The 18,086-nt window shown below is 50.0% G+C and carries 17 protein-coding genes and 1 pseudogene; 17 read left to right on the top strand and 1 reads right to left on the bottom strand.

The window, feature by feature from the left end; genetic code table 11:
- The 13 genes and pseudogenes from RWM61_RS12685 to RWM61_RS12630 all read left to right on the top strand — a co-directional run.
- Positions 1-247 (top strand): annotated as a pseudogene (locus RWM61_RS12685) (hypothetical protein); the annotation flags it as partial.
- Positions 244-489 (top strand): NAD(P)-dependent oxidoreductase, encoded by a 246-nt coding sequence (locus RWM61_RS12680; protein WP_399538549.1) that lies wholly within the window; start codon positions 244-246, stop codon positions 487-489. The pseudogene RWM61_RS12685 and the gene RWM61_RS12680, both read left to right, overlap by 4 nt.
- Positions 468-725, top strand: a complete 258-nt coding sequence (locus RWM61_RS20295) for a BrnT family toxin (protein ID WP_399538547.1) — start codon at positions 468-470, stop codon at positions 723-725. Before RWM61_RS12680 ends, RWM61_RS20295 begins: the two co-directional genes overlap by 22 nt.
- Positions 725-1,012: a CopG family antitoxin gene (locus RWM61_RS12675; protein WP_314001273.1), complete on the top strand. Its 288-nt coding sequence runs from the start codon at positions 725-727 to the stop codon at positions 1,010-1,012. The genes RWM61_RS20295 and RWM61_RS12675 overlap by 1 nt, the downstream gene beginning before the upstream one ends.
- A 293-nt stretch (positions 1,013-1,305) precedes the next feature.
- Positions 1,306-2,274 carry a LacI family DNA-binding transcriptional regulator gene (locus tag RWM61_RS12670; RefSeq protein WP_314001271.1) on the top strand — a complete coding sequence of 323 codons (969 nt, stop codon included), beginning with the start codon at positions 1,306-1,308 and terminating at the stop codon, positions 2,272-2,274.
- 63 nt (positions 2,275-2,337) lie between these two features.
- Complete coding sequence (locus RWM61_RS12665) at positions 2,338-3,294, top strand: ABC transporter permease subunit (RefSeq protein WP_314001268.1); 957 nt, start codon at positions 2,338-2,340, stop codon at positions 3,292-3,294.
- Between the two features lie 15 nt (positions 3,295-3,309).
- Positions 3,310-4,209, top strand: a complete 900-nt coding sequence (locus tag RWM61_RS12660; RefSeq protein ID WP_314001266.1) for a carbohydrate ABC transporter permease — start codon at positions 3,310-3,312, stop codon at positions 4,207-4,209.
- A 93-nt stretch (positions 4,210-4,302) separates the two neighbouring features.
- Positions 4,303-5,973 (top strand): ABC transporter substrate-binding protein, encoded by a 1,671-nt coding sequence (locus tag RWM61_RS12655; protein ID WP_314001264.1) that lies wholly within the window; start codon positions 4,303-4,305, stop codon positions 5,971-5,973.
- Positions 5,974-6,080: 107 nt separating this feature from the next.
- The gene (locus tag RWM61_RS12650) at positions 6,081-7,592 is read left to right on the top strand and encodes a glycoside hydrolase family 32 protein (protein WP_314001262.1); all 1,512 of its coding nucleotides are present in this window, start codon (positions 6,081-6,083) and stop codon (positions 7,590-7,592) included.
- 141 nt (positions 7,593-7,733) lie between these two features.
- Positions 7,734-10,019 (top strand): GH32 C-terminal domain-containing protein, encoded by a 2,286-nt coding sequence (locus RWM61_RS12645; protein WP_314001260.1) that lies wholly within the window; start codon positions 7,734-7,736, stop codon positions 10,017-10,019.
- 20 nt (positions 10,020-10,039) lie between these two features.
- Positions 10,040-10,186 (top strand): hypothetical protein, encoded by a 147-nt coding sequence (locus RWM61_RS12640; protein WP_314001258.1) that lies wholly within the window; start codon positions 10,040-10,042, stop codon positions 10,184-10,186.
- Positions 10,183-10,944 (top strand): Gfo/Idh/MocA family oxidoreductase, encoded by a 762-nt coding sequence (locus RWM61_RS12635; protein ID WP_314001256.1) that lies wholly within the window; start codon positions 10,183-10,185, stop codon positions 10,942-10,944. Before RWM61_RS12640 ends, RWM61_RS12635 begins: the two co-directional genes overlap by 4 nt.
- 233 nt (positions 10,945-11,177) lie before the next feature.
- Positions 11,178-12,368, top strand: a complete 1,191-nt coding sequence (locus RWM61_RS12630; protein ID WP_314001255.1) for a glycoside hydrolase family 32 protein — start codon at positions 11,178-11,180, stop codon at positions 12,366-12,368.
- Positions 12,369-12,434: 66 nt separating this feature from the next.
- Here RWM61_RS12630 and RWM61_RS12625 read toward each other — a convergent pair whose 3' ends face one another.
- Positions 12,435-13,304 carry an AraC family transcriptional regulator gene (locus RWM61_RS12625; protein WP_314001253.1) on the bottom strand — a complete coding sequence of 290 codons (870 nt, stop codon included), beginning with the start codon at positions 13,302-13,304 and terminating at the stop codon, positions 12,435-12,437.
- A gap of 180 nt (positions 13,305-13,484) precedes the next feature.
- Here RWM61_RS12625 and RWM61_RS12620 point away from each other — a divergent pair, with 180 nt between their 5' ends.
- From RWM61_RS12620 to RWM61_RS12605, 4 genes are all read left to right on the top strand, one after another.
- Positions 13,485-14,834, top strand: a complete 1,350-nt coding sequence (locus RWM61_RS12620; RefSeq protein ID WP_314001251.1) for an extracellular solute-binding protein — start codon at positions 13,485-13,487, stop codon at positions 14,832-14,834.
- A 72-nt stretch (positions 14,835-14,906) separates the two neighbouring features.
- The gene (locus tag RWM61_RS12615) at positions 14,907-15,782 is read left to right on the top strand and encodes a sugar ABC transporter permease (RefSeq protein ID WP_314001248.1); all 876 of its coding nucleotides are present in this window, start codon (positions 14,907-14,909) and stop codon (positions 15,780-15,782) included.
- Between the two features lie 13 nt (positions 15,783-15,795).
- The gene (locus RWM61_RS12610) at positions 15,796-16,653 is read left to right on the top strand and encodes a carbohydrate ABC transporter permease (RefSeq protein WP_314001246.1); all 858 of its coding nucleotides are present in this window, start codon (positions 15,796-15,798) and stop codon (positions 16,651-16,653) included.
- Between the two features lie 69 nt (positions 16,654-16,722).
- Complete coding sequence (locus tag RWM61_RS12605; RefSeq protein WP_314001244.1) at positions 16,723-18,069, top strand: glycoside hydrolase family 172 protein; 1,347 nt, start codon at positions 16,723-16,725, stop codon at positions 18,067-18,069.
- Positions 18,070-18,086: the final 17 nt, after the last annotated feature.

The raw sequence follows: 18,086 nt of genomic DNA, 5'->3' as shown, positions 1-18,086 counted from the left end.
ACCAGTTACTGACTTGAACTGCATAGGTCATGTCAATAGTTTTATTGTGGCAAATAATGCCACCCCAATCATCGTGGCGTTCGGCGGAAAGCCGATTTTGTTCATGGCTCAGTCGGAATGGTTCAGACCGATTTATGTATTCACCGAAGTATGGCAAAATACAGGCTTCGCTTCGATCATCTACTTGGCCGCTTTGGCCGGCATTGATCCGCATTTGCACGAAGCGGCCGTCGTTTGCGAAGGATGATCGAGGCTTCCGGCTATCTTCGGGCGGGACAGTGGCGTACTTGGTCCCCCATGCTGTTGACGGGTATGGATGTCCATGGCGCGACCCTGGGGATGATCGGCATGGGGAGAATCGGCGAAGCTGTTGCAAGGCGGGCAGCCGGTTTCGGGATGAAGGTGCTGTACTATAACCGCAGCCGCAAGCCGGAGCTTGAGGCAACGCGGGGACTGATCTATAATTCATTTGGGACGATTACAATATAGACCATATCGGTAGACATGGCGTAGATCCCGATGAAGCCGAAGAGGCGTTCTGGGACGAGGATCGGCTTCCCTTCGATGCGCATAGCGGACATCGGGGAATTATTGGTGCAACTGATGCAGGCAGGCGGTTAGTGGTCATTTTTGTAAAGAAAGATGGTGCTCGCATTCGCGTTATCACTGCCCGTAACGCCACGGAAGATGAAAAACGAGTTTACAACAAAAGGAGGGCAAGGTAATGAAACGATTAACATCCAGTGAAGAAATTCCGGCAAACATGAAGGATGAGGAGGCTGCCGAATTTTGGGCTGGTCACACAATGAGTGAGGAGCTGCTTGAAGCATCGATGACGGAGGATGATTTGCCGCGCCGGTCAGGACGCACTAAAACCATTTCCATCCGCTTGGAACATGACCTGCTGGAGCGCATCCAGGAAATCGCAGCGAAAAAGCATATGGGATATCAGACCCTCATGAAGCAGTTTTTAATTGAACGCGTTTATGAAGAAGAAAAATCGGTTCGTTAAGGCAACCGTTTTACTGATGTCGGGGGATCCGGGCTAAGGCTGGAGCTCTCGGCATTTCTTTGTTTATAGAACGGTTGAAGCGCATCATCGTTGAAGTCCGGCACTTTCGTCTTAACACCGAACAAGAGCTCCGCATCGAGATCGCAGAAAATTTTTTTCGATCAGATAAAGGGCCCTGCACAGGAGTTAGAGGTTGCCTTACTAGAATAGAAGCGTTTCCAAAATAAATGTTGAAACGTTTCCAATATGGTAGTATTATTGATGATAACAGAGGATTAAGTGTGGAGGAAATCATGGCCAGCATAAAAGATGTGGCTAACTTGGCTGGTGTGGCAGTTGGAACCGTGTCGCGGGTTATCAATAACACGGGTGCCGTCAAACCTGAAACACGCAAAAAAGTGAAGGCAGCCATTCGCCAGTTGAATTATATCCCGAATGAGGTCGCACGAAACTTCAAGATGCAGAAATCCAAGATGGTGGCCCTGTTGCTTCCGAGCATCTGGCACCCATTTTTCTCCGAGCTTGCCTATTACATTGAAGATGAACTTGATCGCGAGGGCTACAAGCTCATGCTTTGCAATAGCGGCGGCAAGCCGGAGAAGGAACTTTATTACCTGGATATGCTGCAACAGAACAAAGTGGCGGGTATCGTCGGCATTACCTATAACGATATTGAGAATAATGTGAGCACCGACATTCCGATTGTCAGCATCGATCGCCATTTTAGCAAGAAAATTACCTGTGTCACGTCAGATAACTTTGAAGGCGGTCGATTGGCGCTGAGGGAACTCGTGAAGGCGGGTGCTAAAAGGCCGGCATTTATGGGCAGTATCACTAAGGTTTTCAGTGAAACGATCAAGCGTAAAGAAGGGTTTGTGCATGAAGCGAAGGCGCTGGGTATTGACTACGTTGTATACGAGAAACCGGATCCGGTCACGGACGAAGAAGCTTTTTACGGTGAGTTTCTGAGCAGGCACAAGGATGTAGATGGCGTTTTTGCGATAACGGATATGTTTGCCGCCAATTATATCGAGCGAGCGGTCAAGCTCGGCATCCGCATTCCAGAAGACGTAAAGGTCATTGGGTATGACGGCATTCAGGATCACGGATTGTTTCATCCGGTATTGTCGACAATCAGGCAGCCGGTAGAAGAAATGGCAAGAATGACGATAAGGCTTCTCTACAAAAAGATAGAAGGCGAAACACTTGACCGGGAAACGTACCGGATTCCGGTGGTATTTAGAAAAGGAGAGACCACATAATTTTTTTCTTTTACATTGGAAACGTTTCAATATATTTGGAAACGTTTCAAAATAGGAGGGTGTATGAGTTTGATAGTTAGAGAGGCGGCAGCCAATCAAGGGAAATCAAGAACAAAGAGCAAAACTTTGGTTCAAATCAAACGCAATTATGAATTGTACCTCTTTATGCTGCCGGTTGTCGTATTGTATCTTGTTTTCAGATATTACCCGATGTATGGCGTTCAAATTGCCTTCAAGGATTTTTCGGCCAGTAAAGGCATCTTGGGCAGCGAATGGGTGGGATTCAAATATTTCATTCAATTTTTCGAATCCTATAATTTCTGGCCCATCATCCAGAACACGTTATCGCTAAGTGTCTTGTCTCTTGTATTCGGCTTCCCGATCCCTATTATCGTGGCGCTGATGCTCAATCAGATCCTTGCGAAACGGTATAAGAAGTTTGTACAGACCGTTATCTATGCTCCGCATTTTATCTCCACGGTAGTGCTTGTCGGTATGCTGCACGTTTTCTTATCGCCAAACAGCGGCATCGTAAACCAAATCATCACATTTTTCGGCGGAGAACCAATCCTGTTTATGGCTAATGCAGGATGGTTCCGTCCCCTCTATATCCTGTCCGGCATTTGGCAAGAAACAGGATTTGCCACCATCATTTATTTGGCCGCTTTGGCAGGCGTGAGTCCTGAACTCCACGAGGCAGCCATTATGGACGGGGCAAACAAGTGGAAACGGGTGCTCAACGTGGACATCCCCGGTATTTTGCCGACCATCATTATTTTGCTCGTGCTGGCGATCGGCAACATTATGAGTGTCGGATTCGAGAAGGCCTTCCTTATGCAAAGCGATCTTAACTATGATACATCCAATATTTTACCGACTTATGTCTATCAGATGGGGATCCAGAAGGCACAATACAGTTTTTCCGCCGCGATTGGTTTGTTTAATTCGATCCTGAATGTCATTTTGCTTGTGATTGTCAACCGCGTTGCCAAGAAACTAACGGAAACCAGCTTGTGGTAAAAGGAGGATGGCCCAATGAAAGCGACTTTACTTAAACGGAAAAGCAAAGGCGATTTTCTGTTCGACCTCATGAATTATACTTTTCTGACGATTGGCATGCTGCTTATTCTTTATCCTTTGTTCTTTGTACTGATCGCTTCCGTCAGTGATCCAAACGCTATTTATGCCGGCGATGTGTGGCTGTATCCAAAAGGCCTCACGCTGGATGGCTATCAACGAATCTTTAACGATTCCGCCATCTGGATCGGCTACGCGAACTCCTTGCTTTATGCCATCGCAGGGACGGCCATCAGTGTTACATTGACGCTCTTTGCCGCCTATCCATTGTCGCGTAAAGACTTTATTGGAAGAAATGTGTTCATGTGGTTCTTCATGCTGACCATGTTCTTTGGCGGCGGATTGATACCAACTTACCTGTTGATCAAGGACCTGGGCATGATCAATACGATTTGGGCGCTTGTCATTCCGGGCGCAGCCGGTGTATTCAATATTATCATTGTCCGTACTTTCTTCCAAAGCACGATCCCTGATGAGATGCGGGAGGCCGCTTTTATCGACGGGTGCTCCAATACGAAGTTTTTCTTGCAAATTGTTATTCCATTATCCAAGCCGATTATCGCGGTCATGGTATTGTTCCATGTGGTCGGCTTCTGGAACGGTTTCTTCGATGCATTGATTTACTTGAGTGATCAAGCCAAATACCCGCTTCAATTGATTTTGCGAAATATCCTCGTTCAGAACCAGGTTAATTCCAGCATGATGGTCGACGTCGAATCATATGCCGCCAAATTGAGGGTTACCGAGCTGATCAAATACGGCGTCATCATTGTGGCGAGTCTGCCCCTGCTGGTACTTTATCCTTTCCTTCAACGGTATTTCGTGCAAGGCGTCATGATCGGCTCGATCAAAGGATAGCACCACCATGCGGTAATTCCCCGGGCCAGGCCTCTTGGGTGAATTATAGATCAAAACCAGTGTGTTTCTAAAAAAGAGGAGGGTACACGAAGCATGAAAAAGGGAATGTCGGTAGCGCTTTGTTTGGTACTAGCCATCAGTATCGTATTAGCCGGCTGCACGAAAGCAAAAGAGAACGGCAATGCAGGGAACAACGCAAACACAACCGAGTCGAACACAGACAGCAAAGCAGCGAATGCCGATACTGCAGCGGAGGGGGGCGCTTCGGCTGTCAGCAAGGATGGTCTTCCCATTGTGAAAGATAAAATCACTTTAAAGATGGTAGCTCCTAAAGCTCAACTGGCTCCAAATTATGGGGAAATGGAAATCTTTAAGCGCCTCGAGGAGTCAACCAATGTCCGCGTTGATTGGGATAATATTCCAGACACCGATTATGCCGAGAAGGAAAACCTGCTTTTAGCGAGCGGCGATTTGCCTGATGCCTTCTATGGAGCCGGTTTTTCCGATTATGAGTTGATCACGTACGGCAAAGACGGCACGATTCTGCCATTGGAGAAATTGATCGCCGATTATGCGCCGAATTTAAGCCAACTGCTGAAAAAAAGACCGGACATTAAGGCCGCGATTACGGCTCCGGACGGCCGCATCTACGGTCTGCCTACCTGGGAAGAGAACGAACTCGGCACGAATCCGTTCTTCCATGTGATCAATAAAGCATGGCTGGATAAGCTTGGCATGAAAATGCCGGAAACGTTGGATGAATATACGGATGCGCTTGTCGCCTTTAAGACGAAAGATCCTAACGGCAACGGCAAAGACGACGAAATTCCGCTCAGCTTTATGCACATGAACTGGACTGCGGATATCAGCGGCCTTTTCGGGGCATTCGGCATGCCGGACAATCTGGAGCACCGCATTGTACGAGACGGCAAGGTGATTTTCACCGCCACGCAGCCCGAGTACAAAGAAGCATTGAAATATTTCAACGAGAAGTGGTATAAACAAGGCCTTATCGATCCGGAATCGTTCACGCAGCAAGCGCCTCAATATCTGGCAAAAGGTAAAACGCCGACCGAAACGCTGGGCTCGTACGTATGGTGGGAAATCGAAGAAGTCGTAGGCGCTGATCGCGCGAAAGATTATGTGCTTGTGCCGCCTCTAACCGGACCGACCGGCAAGAAAACAATCGGCAGGGGCAATGGCGGCGGTCCTGGCAGAGGAACGTTCGTCATCACCAAGGCAAACAAGAATCCGGAAGCCACGATGCGTTGGATCGACCAGCAGTACGAACCGTACATGGCCGCACAAATCCATTGGGGCCCAATCGGCGTGATTTACGAGAAAGACGCGAACGGGAAACTGGTTAATCTTCCGATTCCGGAAGGCAAATCGATGGGTGAGTACCGCCAGCAGGTTGCTCCGAACGGTGCGGGCGTCATCACGAAAGAAGACTACCAAACGATTGTAGACATGGAGCCTCGCGCGAAACAGCGTAAAAAGGATCTTGAGACATACTATGAGCCGTATATGGAAAAAGAGAATTATCCGAACATCTTCTTCTTGCCGGAAGAGCTGGAAACGATTAACCGGATTGAACCGGAACTTATTAAGTTCGTTAATACCCAACGAGCGAAGTTCATTGTCGATGGGAATATCGACAAAGCGTGGGACGGCTATGTGAAGCAAGTGAAGGAAATGGGCCTCGATGAATTGATGGCGGTTTATCAGAAAGGTTTGGACCGCTACAAGCAGGCTCAGCAGTAATGATCACGGTGCCGGAACGAAACATCCGTTTCGTTCCGGTTACTTAAAACAAACCCAGAGAGAATGATGATCCAATGGATAGGATGAGGAAGGGTGTTGAACAAAACGTGACAAACGTGAGTTATAATGAGAAATTTCGGCCGCAGTTCCATTTCACACCTGAAGCCCACTGGATGAACGATCCCAATGGAATGGTGTATTACGAAGGCGAGTACCATTTGTTTTATCAGTATTATCCGGAGGGTACAACATGGGGTCCGATGCACTGGGGGCATGCCGTTAGCCGGGATTTGGTCCACTGGGAGCACCTTCCGGTGGCGTTGGAGCCGGACGAGCACGGGTTTATTTTCTCCGGGAGCGCGGTCGTCGATTGGAAGGACAACTCGGGACTGTTTGACGGGGGTTCTGGGTTAGTGGCCGTCTTTACACATCATGACACGAACCCGAATAACGGTCAGCCGAGACAACGCCAGAGCATCGCATACAGCGTGGATAAGGGACGTTCCTGGATCAAGCATCCGGGGAATCCGGTTCTGACGGAACAAATCGTCGATTTCCGCGACCCTAAAGTATTCTGGCATGACGAGACGGCAAGCTGGGTGATGGTCCTGGCCGCAGGCGATCACGTTCGCGTGTATCGTTCCACCGACCTTATCGCATGGTCTTTCGCCAGCATGTTCGGCGCCGATGAGGGGGCCCATGACGGGGTTTGGGAATGTCCGGATTTGTTTGAGCTTTCCGTCGAGGGAGAAGCGTCCAGGAAGAAATGGGTGCTGATCGTAAGTATCGGCGATAACCCCGAATGCCCGGAAGGCTCGAGAACGCAATATTTTGTCGGTGAATTCGACGGCTATTCGTTTACGAATGATAACGCGCCGGATTCGGTCCTATGGCTTGATCATGGCCGCGACAACTATGCCGGCGTGACCTGGTCAGACATCCCGGCCGAAGACGGCAGACGCTTGTTTATCGGATGGATGAGCAACTGGAAATACGCGAACCAAACGCCTACAGAAGGCTGGAGAGGCGCGATGACCATTCCGCGCGTATTGTCGCTGCGTCATGAGGTTGAGGGAATCCGCCTCGTTCAGCGCCCGGTAGGCGAATTGCAGCGCCTGCGCGCAGGGAGACGACATTGGAGCAATATCCGCATCGCGCCGGAACAATCGTTTGCACTGGACATCGCGGATAACCGGGCGGAAATCGTTGTTGAGTTCGAGCCGGGCGGCGCCGATCAAGTCGGCGTGAAGCTGGGGACTTCGGGGCGCGGGCAAACGATTATCGGCTATGATGCCCGGAATCAAACCTTGTTTATCGACCGTTCCGCGTCAGGCATAATCGACTTCCATACGCAATTTCCATGCAGGCACGAAACGAGGATGCAGCCCGATCATGGACGCATCCGTCTTCATCTGTTCATCGATTGCTCTTCGGTGGAGGTGTTCGCGGGCGACGGGAATGCCGCCATGACGGATCTTATATTCCCGGATGAAGGAAACGGCGTGGTGGAACTGTTTACTGCAGGGGGCCATACGAAGATTATTTCGCTTGAAGTTTTCGACTTGCAATCCATTTATGAGGGAATTGGACGAATCGCCGCAAACGGAACGATCGACTAACAAGAAACAAGCAAGAAACAAGCAAGAAACAAGCAAGAAACAAGCAAGAAACAAGCGGTTGAAGGAAGGTCTTTTTCCGATCAACCGCTTTTTTATCACATCGTCCGGACGTTCTGCCCCGGACGGAGAGGATGGTCAACCATGACTGGCAATGATCGTGTGGCAAACGGAGGGCTGCTGGCACACTGGCCGTTCGACGAGGGTGCCGGCCAAACGGCCAAGGATAGGATAGCGGGCACAGTCGACTCCGTTGCATACATATTCAATGAGGCGGCATTCACGACCTCCCGCGATCCGCAGTGGAGAAGCGGGGTCAAGGGCGGTGCGCTGCTGTTTGACGGTTACTCCACCTGGGTGAGCCGGCAAGCGGATGGCGTCGCGACTCCCACGGATGCCTTGACGATTACGGCCTGGGTCGCTCCCCGTTCCTACGAGTGGGGGGATGAGCAGAAGCTTTCGGCGATCGTGAATCAGCATGATCGTGAACGGAAAGAAGGGTACATCCTCGGGATGTACCGGCACGGCTCCTGGTCGCTGCAGCTCGGGCTTGGCGGCAGCTGGGAAGAAGTATGGGCGCACGATGCGCCGCTTGTTACGAACCGGTGGTCGTTTATCGCGGCAACCTTCGATAGGAATCACGGGGTTATGAAGCTGTATTTAAACGGGAAGGAAGCCGCATCCAGAGCCGTTTCCGTCGCAGCAGCGATTTCTCCGGCCCGGACCGACCTGCTGATCGGGAAAAATAACCAAAGTGTTGTACTGGCGGGCGCGTTCGAGCTCAATATGTTTAACGGCCTGATGGATGAGGTGAAGCTCTATGGCCGTGCTCTCGATGGCAGGGAGATCGCCGAGGCTTACTCCGAAGATGTCCGGCTCTACGGAGGCGAGCCGCCGTTAATTCAATATGACGATATTAAATTGGATCGAAGTTTGCTGGCGGCTGACAGGCATCGCCCCCAATACCACTTAAGTCCTCCGGCACATTGGATGAATGAGCCCCATGCACCGATCTATTTCAACGGCCAATACCATTTGTTTTACCAGCATAATCCGCAGGGACCATACTGGCACCAAATTCATTGGGGCCATTGGGTCAGCGACGATCTGGTCCACTGGAGAGACCAGCCGGTCGCTCTTGCGCCCGAGAAGAATGCCGTCGATCCGGACGGCGTATGGTCCGGAAGCGCCGCTTACGACGAGAACGGCATGCCCGCATTATTTTTCACGGCCGGGGACGACAGCGCGACGCCGAATCAAAGCGTAGGATTGGCCAGATGCACCTATCCGCAGGACGGCGATAACGATCTTGTTCGCTGGACGAAACATCCGGAACCGTTGATTGTTCAAAAGAATGGGATAGGCCTGTTCGGCGATTTCCGGGATCCGTTCGTATGGAAGGAAGGGGACGCCTGGCACATGCTGGTCGGTTCCGGGATTGAGGGCGGCGGCGGTACGGCGCTCGCCTATACGTCGACGGATATGCTGAACTGGTCGTACAAAGGTCTTTTTTATAAAACCGATGTCAACCGTTTTCCTTATCTTGGGCCGATATGGGAGCTTCCTGTGCTGCTTCCTCTGGGGAAGGACCGGCACGGCGCTGAAAAGCACCTGTTTCTGATCAGCCCGGTCGGCCCCGGCGCCGATGTGGAGGTGTTCTATTGGATCGGCACGTTGGATAAACGGAACGTATCCTTTGTCCCTGACCAGGAAGAGCCGCAGCTGATCGATGTCGGCGATTTTCATTTCACCGGTCCGAGCGGAATGGTCGATCCGAAGACGGGCCGCTGCATCGTGTTCACCATCGCTCAAGGGGAGCGGACGCCGGAGCTGGATTATAAGGCAGGCTGGGCGCACAATGGCGGACTGCCGGTCAGCCTTTACCTGCGCGAGGATGGACGTCTCGGTGTAGAACCGATCGAAGAATTGCAATCGCTCCGCGGCAAAAGGCTTGTTTCGTTCACAAACAAAAGCGCGGAAGAAGCAAATGATCTCCTTGCTAATGTGAAGGGCGATATGCTGGATATCGTCCTGGAGCTTGAACCAGGCACAGCGAAACAGTTCGGCCTTAACGTTCGGCGCTCGCCGGATGGCGAAGAGGAGACTCTGCTCTATTATGATGCGGAAGCTTCTACATTGAATGTGAACAGGAGGAAGACGGCCCTGGATCAGCTTGAGCGCAGCAAAGGCATTCAAGGCGGCAGGCTTGAAATAAACGGAGAGAATTTGAAGCTGCATATTTATTTGGATCGTTCGATGATTGAAGTCTATGCCAACGGGTTAAAGAGCTTGACGACAAGGGCGTATCCGAGCAGAAATGACGCACTTGGGCTGCAGGTCTGGGGCGATGGAAGCGTAAATGTCAAATCCATGGAAGCATGGGGAATGAACTCGGCATTCGAGCCTACAGTCCCTGCCTCGATTAATTAAAATTACAAGGAGTAATTCTTATGAAACTTGGTTTTATCGGGTGCGGAGTTATTTCCAGGGCGCATTTGGAAGGATTGGAACAATTAAAGCATGCTGGCAAGGAAACGTTTGTGCTGACAGCCATTTGCGATCTCAGACCGGAACGGGCCGAAGCGGCAAGGTTATGACATTGTCCGAACCGAGCGTATTGGGGGCCGGCAACGTCGCGATGGCACGGGCGATTCAAGAAGGGCTTATCGGTTCGGTTTACATGATCATGGATTACGCTGCAGTTACGCTCGGCCGCAACTTTTTTGCCGGAACGGCTTGGCGCCATATGAAGGGAAGAGCGGGAGCGGGATGGATCAACGATCACGGCGTCCATCGCACCCATTTTTTTACGGAAGTAAACGGTCCCATTAAAGAAGTGTTCGCTTATACGGAAATTTTCGAGAAGCAGTTGACCGACGGGGCAACGACGATTCATCCAACGGGAGAAGATACCTCGGTAACGGTATTCCGCTTTGAAAAGGGAGGGCTGGGACATTGGATGTGCAGTACCGCCGCACATGGGGAAAACACTGGTGGGGTATGGATCTACGGCAGCAAAGGCTGTTTCCGTCCAGGACGGCATGCGACGCTTGAGAATGGAGAACTTATTCCGATGATCGATATCATCAAACGTTATGCGCCCGAAGTGCCGCAAGATCCGTTTGCCCATTCTTATGTTGAATTGGGGGAGGCAATCGCGGAGCAAAAGACGCCGATCTCCAGCGCGGAACGGGGACTTGAGGCTTTGAGTATTGTTTTTGCCGCTCTGGAGTCTGCGACAATCGGACAGCCTGTCACGGTCCAAGATATTATTCTCGGCAACAAACATGCGTATGAGGATACAGTGTTGGAAGAAATGAAAGCTTTCCGGAAGTCAGGAGGGTATAACCGATGAACGAGTTTTTCTATCGTCCTGAGAACGCTTGAGTAGGCGATGTCATTCCCTATTATGAAGACGGAGAGTTTAAGCTTTTCTACCTGCATGGATGGAGAGACAATTACCGGGAAGGTCTTGCCCGCGGCTGGCATCTGCTCGGTACAAACGATTTTTGCCATTATCGCGAGTACGGGGCATGCGGAATTGAAGGCGGAACGGGGCATATTCTCAAGGTGGAAGGCACGTACCATATGTTTTATTGCATATTTCCCGACGGGAAACAGCTGGTCTGCCACGCTGTCAGCACCGATTTGTTAAAGTGGATCCCCATTCCGGAGGATACCTTCGCCGCCGATGACCGGATTTATGAGTTTTCGGATTGGCGGGATCCCTTCGTGTTTTGGAATGAAGAGGAAGGTCAATACTGGATGCTGATTGCGGCGATGGCGAAAGGGCCGACGAACCGCAAAGGCTGTACGGGGCTGCTGTCATCGAAGGACTTGAAGCATTGGGAATTCCGCGAACCTCTGTATGCGCCGAATATTCATGTCGGTGCCCACGAATGCCCGGACTTGTTCCGGATCGGAGATTGGTGGTATTTGGTTTACTCTTCCTATACCGACCGCTTTGCGACCTTTTACCGGATGAGCCGGTCCTTGAACGGTCCATGGATCACGCCGAAGGAGGATACGTTTGACGGCCGGGCTTGCTATGCCGCCAAATCCGCGACGGACGGTCGAAAACGGTACTTGTTCGGCTGGAATCCGACGAAGAACGACAATCTGTTCGGATGGAATCCGCCGAAGTATCCGGGCAAGGATTACGATACGTGGGACTGGGGCGGCAACCTGATCACGCATGAAATCGTTCAGCGTCCGGATGGCACGCTCGCCGTCAAAGTGCCGGAAACGGTCGATGCGGCGTTTGCCGAGGCGCTGCCCGTCCATTTCACGGAAATGACGGGGAAATGGTCCAAGCCGTCCGACGAGGTTCTCGCCTGCGAATCTCCGTACGGTTTTGCCGGAAGCTTGACGCAGGAGGATTTGCCTAATCGGTGCAAGATATCCATGGATGTTCGGTTTTCGGAGCATACGCAAGGGCTTGGACTCATGCTTCGAGCCGGAGCCGGTCTGGATTTGGCCTATTACATCAAATTGGAGCCGCAGCGCAACCGGATCGCGTTTCGAGGCTCCATTATGCAAAGTGAAGATGGAGGCAAAACTTTCCCTTACGAGGTTGAACTGGAACGTCCGATTGAGCTGTCACCAGACCAATCTTATGAACTGAAGGTATTTATCGACGGTACGATTTGCGAGATATATGTGAATCGGGAAGTCGCGATGAGCGCCAGAATGTACGATATCGAACGCGGCAAACTCGGATTGTTTGTCAGCCAAGGAAACGCCGAGTTCAATCAAGTCAAGGTTGAGATTCAAAAATAGGCAGATGGAGAAGATGGCCGTCAATACGAATTTTAGCTAAAACCGGCACCTTACAAAGTGGCGGTTTTAGCTTTTTCTGCGGTAAAAGGAAGGAGATGTGCCCTCGACAGTTTTAAAAAAACGGCTGAAAGCATGGATGCCGGAGAATCCCATTTTCTCCGCGATGATGCTTAACGGATCCGTTGTGAATTGGATCATGTGACGCGCGGCGTAGACGCGCATTAGCTGGTGAAATTGAATGGGGCTCATACCGAACGCTTTTTGAAATAACCGAACGAGATAATGCTTGCTGATGCCTGACAACTTCGCGATTTCTTCGAGACTGACCTTACGATTCGTATTATGCATGAGGTACTGTTTCACTTGCATTAAAGCATGCATATTGGTCTCGAGATGGGGGTTCAGGCTCCAATAGTTTTCGCGCAATAATTGAATCCACAATTGGATGAACAGTCCTTTGACCTTAAATTCGTAATAAGGCATTTTCGTTTCATATTCATAGATGATGTCCATCATCATTTTTTCGATAAGGATCGGATTTTTCAACCGTAGATGGCTGGATAACGGGACCGGCATCTCATCGATAATGTCGTCCCTGAACCACTTGGCTTCTTCTGAACTGATTTCTTCAAGCGGACGAAAGCTGACCTTTACCTTATCGCTGTCCGGGTTATAAAAAAAATCAAAGTGAATATGGGGTTGCCGAAATCGGCCGCCTTCCATTTTGACAATCTTATGCTTCTGTCCCGGGCGGAATAGAAAGATGTCTCCGCGCTCCCCTTCATAGACAGTGTCTTCGATGATGGCGATCACTTTGCCCTCCATGATATAAAGAAGCTCGTAATCGAACAAAACGCGCTCATGGATCACCCACTCTCCTTCGACGATATTGTCCATTGCGACACGAATATAAGGAGAAATCTGATGTAATATCATGTCTGCCCGCCTTTCTCAGCTTGGTTTTGTAATCGTAGCATAAAAGCAATAAGTGTTAAATATAAACTAAGCTTTGCTAAATACTTTCATGTATACAGGCGGTATTATTAGGGTGTGCTTCAAAGAGCATAGCAATAATTGCTACTAGGAGTAAATATCATTTAGGGGGACAGGAGAAACATGAAAAAAATCATGTCGATTGTCATGGTTGTTTCATTCGTTATCACGCTTCTGGCGGGATGCGGGAAGAACGGAAACGGTACACAAAATGAGGCATCGAATGAAAGCGGTTCCTCCGCGCAAGGCGCTTCCAGTCCGAGCGATTCCTCAGGGAAACAGGTTGACTTGTCCATAGCCATGCATGTCGCCAACGTTGAAGAGCAAGAGCCTTATATGTACGGTATCATTCAGAAATTCCAGGAGAAATATCCCGACATTAAGATCGATTTGCAAGGGGCCGAAACGCCCGAGCATGTCAAAAAAATGAAAATGATGGCTCAATCCAAGAAGCTGCCGGATATTTTCTGGATGCTGCCCGCGCCCGCGAAAGAAATGAACCAGGCGGGTCTGCTCCTCGATTTGACTGAGTTTTTAAACGGGCGTCCTGAACTGGCTGCCAGCATCGATTCGAAGATGATCGACGCTTACCGCGACGGGGGTAAACAATTCGGCTTGCCGTACCAGGCATTGGTAACGGGATTATGGTACAACAAAGCGCTGTTTGAGCAGTATGGCGTAAAAGTGCCGGAAACCTATGAGGAATTGTTGGCGGCAACAAAAGTATTTAAAGAAAACAATATTGTCACGATCGCCAAAGGCGCCAAGGATACCTTCAGCACATGGGCCTTCCTCGGCATGCTGACCCGATACGGCTTTTTCGAGAAAATTGACGCGATTCAGGCCGGCACCGAGAAGTTCAACAACCCTGATTTTCTGAAGCTGTTCCAAAAAATCGATGAACTTCGCGCCAACGGCGCTTTTCCCGACAATGTGTCCACCCTGTCCTATTTTCAGGCGGTCGAGATGTTCCTCGCCGGAAAGGCGGCTATGCTGGACGCGGGCGTATGGGAAACCAAAAAGATTGAACAAAGCGCGATCGGAAAAGACGTCGGTTTCTCTTGGGGCCCCACCTTCTCAGACGGGGTAGGAAATCAGAAGATCGCAATGGCAGTTGCAGCCGCCCCGCTTGTTGCGAGCGCGAAGGTGAAGGAGGATGAGGCGAAATACGACGCCGTCCTTAAGTTCTTCGAGTTTTTCTACAGCCAGGATGGCGCTGCTATTATGGCCGAGAACGAAGCGCCTCCGGTTGTGAAATACGAAGGAACCGTGGATAAGGAAAAATTCCCTGTGTATGCGGCAGTGGTTGAACAGATGAACCAGGAAGGATGGGAACGACCGATTGCCCAGCCGGACCTCGTTGTAACGGAAGCGGTCGCCAACCAGCTGAACGATTCCATCTACGGAGTCATTAACGGGATCTACAAGCCGGAGGAAGCCCTCGATCTGATCGACAGCAAGGTATCGAAATAACATAGACATAGATGCTCCGCCGGCGGGTTGCCGGCGGAACATCGGAAGCACAAGACGATGGGAGAGAGTGTGATGGTCTGGCTAAGCAAACGGCGATATATCCTTTTTATGCTGCTTCCCACTCTATTAATCTATATATCGTACATTATTCTGCCTGTTATCATTTCCTTTTACTACAGTTTGACGGAGTACACGGGAATAGGAACCGCCGAGTTCATAGGGATATCTAATTTTTCTACGCTTATGAAAGACTCTTTATTCTGGATTTCGCTCAGAAATACCATTGTCGTACTGCTCGTCTCGATTGTGTTGCTATTGCCGGGGGCTTTTCTATTGGCCTTGTTATTAAACGCAAAATTAAAGGGCGGCAATGCCGTCAAAGCGTTGAACTTTGCGCCAAGTATCGTAGCCCCCATATTAGTTGGATTAATTTGGGTGTTTATCCTTGATCCTCAGATGGGACTTGTTAATGTGCTTCTGCGACAAGTGAATTTGGAAAATTACGCGCTGCAGTGGATTGGCGGAAAGACGCTGACTCCCTACTCGGTTGGCGTCGTCTTCACCTGGCAGATGATCGGATTTTTGGCCACCATATTTTTAGCCGGCCTTAAAATGATTCCCAAAGGCGTCTACGAATCGAGTGCGATTGACGGCGCGAACAAATGGCAGCAGCTGTTTTCGATTACGATTCCGATGCTGAACGAAACAATCAAAATAAACGTTATCTTGATTATTACCGGTGTGTTCAAGATATTCGAAACCGTGTTTTTGCTGACGAATGGGGGACCGAATCATCTTTCCGAGGTAATGGTGACGTACATGTACAATGTAACGTTCACTTCGGGTGAATACGGGTACGGTATGGCGATTGCCGTTATTACTTTCCTGCTCACAATGATGTTTTCTCTCGCTTACATGAGCTTCAGCAGAAAGAACATCGAGGAATAGGGGGGAAGAGACATTGCATGGTCTAGCAGGCTCAAGATCAAAACCCATAATGGGCAATGCCGGTGTGAACATCCTTGCTATAATCGTAACCTTGCTTGTTTTGATGCCTTTCTTATGGATGGTGCTGCTCTCATTCAAGACAAACGGTGAAATATTAAATAATCCTTTTAGCATGCCTGAAACCTTCAGTGTCGAGAATTATGGACGGGCCCTGTCTACCTTAAACATGGGATTGCTTTACAAGAACACATTCATTATCGCTTCAGCTACGATTGTCATCGAAATTGTCATTACGTTCATGAGTTCTTATGCGTTGGCGCGAATGGTGTTCAGATCGGAAAAACTTAAAAAATCGGTTTTTGCCCTGTTGCTTACGGGATTGGCCATTCCGGCATTCATCCTGCTGTTTCCGGTCTATCGCCTGACGATCTCGCTTGGTTTATTGAACAGCTATGCTTCTCTCATCATTCCTTATATCGCGACCGCGATTTCTTTCAACACCCTCTTGTTTACAGGCTTTCTCCGGGGGTTTCCGAGAGAGGTGGAGGAGGCTGCCGTTATCGACGGCTGCGGGCTGTTTGCGTTATGCAAGTCCATTGTGTTTCCGATCGCCATGCCGGTCGTGGCCACCGTATTCATCTTCAATATTCTATATATTTGGAATGAGTTTCCGTTCGCCGTAACGTTGATCAGCGACGAAGCCATGATGACGATTTCCTTGGGGATTTCCCAATTTAAAGGAAGATTCAATATCGATTACGGCGGTATTATCGCAGCGAGCACCCTGCTGATTATCCCGCAGCTCGTTTTCTTCGCCTTTTTCCAACGCTTTATTATGGAAGGGATGACGGCGGGAGCGGTTAAAGGGTGACTTTAGGTAGTCCATTACATCGGCAACACCTCATTTATATAAAACCATACAAAGGGAGAAATCAATCACATGCACAAACAGTCATTGAACTTGCTCAGCAATCTGACACAAATCAAGGACGTTAGATCCGCGCGTGTTTCCAGTTGGGATCAAGACGGACGCAATCAAGATTACTGGATGATACCTGCGGGGTCATCCGTCGTACTCGGCGAAATTGAAGGTCCGGGAAGCATCTCGCATATTTGGATGACATCCTTTTGCCGGAGGGTTCACGGCCCCAGCGTCATCGAACCGAACGGCGGCGGCAACATTGCCCCGGTGAATGAAATTCATAACGCGTTAGGCGTTACATGGGAATCTGCCGATCCGGCCTGGTATAGAAAGGTGCTTATCAAGATGACATGGGACGACCAATCCCATCCAAGCGTTCTGGTTCCTTACGGAGACTTTTTCTGCATCGGCCATTCGATGCCCGGCAATTTTGCCTCGCTGCCGTTTACGGTTTCGGTCAAACCGGAAGAGCAATATAAATTCGGCGGGGTAGCCTCGGTCAACTGTTATTTCCCAATGCCGTTTAACAAACGGGCCAAAATCGAGATTATTAACGAGAACGATGTTCCGTTCGGACTGTACTACCATATCGATTATGAATTGTACAAACAGCCTTTCGGTGAAGATACAGCCTACTTCCATGCTCAATGGCGCCGTGAAAATCCATGCGACGGATGGGGGCCCGACCTTCAGGTGAACACGCCCGAGGTCAACCGGGTCGCGAACCTGGATGGTGAAGGCAACTACGTCATTCTGGAAACCGAAGGAAAAGGGCACTATGTCGGCTGCAATCTGTCCGTCACCCATTTCCAGGGCAGCTGGTGGGGAGAAGGCGATGATATGATCTTCATCGACGGAGAGAAACTGCCCAGCATTGTGGGCACGGGTGCGGAGGATTATTTCAATCATGCATGGGGGATGCAGAAGAACGCGTTTCCGTTCCACGGTTCGATCATTCACGAGAGCGACGTTCCGGGTTATCAGGTGTCTTACCGTTTCCATGTGACCGATCCCGTCCATTTCTCCGAAAGCATCAAGGTGACGATTGAGCACGGTCATGCAAACCATCTGTCGGATGATTGGTCTTCGACGGCGTACTGGTACCAAACGTTGCCTTCCAAGCCGTTCGGGATTGTTCCGGTGGAGGAGAGAATCCAGCTTATGCCGCAATTCCCGAGCCCGGGAACGCTCAAGAAGGTCAACTTGAATGAAGAAATGAAGCAGTCGTATGAAATGGCAAAAGAGCGCATGAATCAGTATTCCGAGGGGCGTCAGACTCAAGTCCGGAAGAAAACGGATCGTCTGGACAGACATTCGCAAGGTAATATCGAACAAAGCCGGAATATCCGCAGCTCATTCAAATAATGGAGTGTTGAAAGCAA

Origin of the sequence: uncultured Paenibacillus sp. (assembly GCF_963515335.1) — a bacterium.
Classification (GTDB): domain Bacteria; phylum Bacillota; class Bacilli; order Paenibacillales; family Paenibacillaceae; genus Paenibacillus_I.
The sequence above is the reverse complement of the archived record's forward strand: the minus strand, read 5'-3'. Positions and strand labels throughout refer to the sequence as shown.

What these genes read in the sequence shown, in the direction of transcription:
- RWM61_RS12665 (WP_314001268.1), top strand. Translation starts at nt 2,338, where the DNA reads ATGAGTTTGATAGTTAGAGAGGCGGCAGCCAATCAAGGGAAATCAAGA.
- RWM61_RS12605 (WP_314001244.1), top strand. Translation starts at nt 16,723, where the DNA reads ATGCACAAACAGTCATTGAACTTGCTCAGCAATCTGACACAAATCAAG.
- RWM61_RS12630 (WP_314001255.1), top strand. Translation starts at nt 11,178, where the DNA reads ATGTTTTATTGCATATTTCCCGACGGGAAACAGCTGGTCTGCCACGCT.
- RWM61_RS12675 (WP_314001273.1), top strand. Translation starts at nt 725, where the DNA reads ATGAAACGATTAACATCCAGTGAAGAAATTCCGGCAAACATGAAGGAT.
- RWM61_RS12645 (WP_314001260.1), top strand. Translation starts at nt 7,734, where the DNA reads ATGACTGGCAATGATCGTGTGGCAAACGGAGGGCTGCTGGCACACTGG.
- RWM61_RS12620 (WP_314001251.1), top strand. Translation starts at nt 13,485, where the DNA reads ATGAAAAAAATCATGTCGATTGTCATGGTTGTTTCATTCGTTATCACG.
- RWM61_RS12660 (WP_314001266.1), top strand. Translation starts at nt 3,310, where the DNA reads ATGAAAGCGACTTTACTTAAACGGAAAAGCAAAGGCGATTTTCTGTTC.
- RWM61_RS12680 (WP_399538549.1), top strand. Translation starts at nt 244, where the DNA reads ATGATCGAGGCTTCCGGCTATCTTCGGGCGGGACAGTGGCGTACTTGG.
- RWM61_RS12615 (WP_314001248.1), top strand. Translation starts at nt 14,907, where the DNA reads ATGGTCTGGCTAAGCAAACGGCGATATATCCTTTTTATGCTGCTTCCC.
- RWM61_RS12640 (WP_314001258.1), top strand. Translation starts at nt 10,040, where the DNA reads ATGAAACTTGGTTTTATCGGGTGCGGAGTTATTTCCAGGGCGCATTTG.
- RWM61_RS12655 (WP_314001264.1), top strand. Translation starts at nt 4,303, where the DNA reads ATGAAAAAGGGAATGTCGGTAGCGCTTTGTTTGGTACTAGCCATCAGT.
- RWM61_RS12635 (WP_314001256.1), top strand. Translation starts at nt 10,183, where the DNA reads ATGACATTGTCCGAACCGAGCGTATTGGGGGCCGGCAACGTCGCGATG.
- RWM61_RS12670 (WP_314001271.1), top strand. Translation starts at nt 1,306, where the DNA reads ATGGCCAGCATAAAAGATGTGGCTAACTTGGCTGGTGTGGCAGTTGGA.
- RWM61_RS12625 (WP_314001253.1), bottom strand. Translation starts at nt 13,304, where the DNA reads ATGATATTACATCAGATTTCTCCTTATATTCGTGTCGCAATGGACAAT.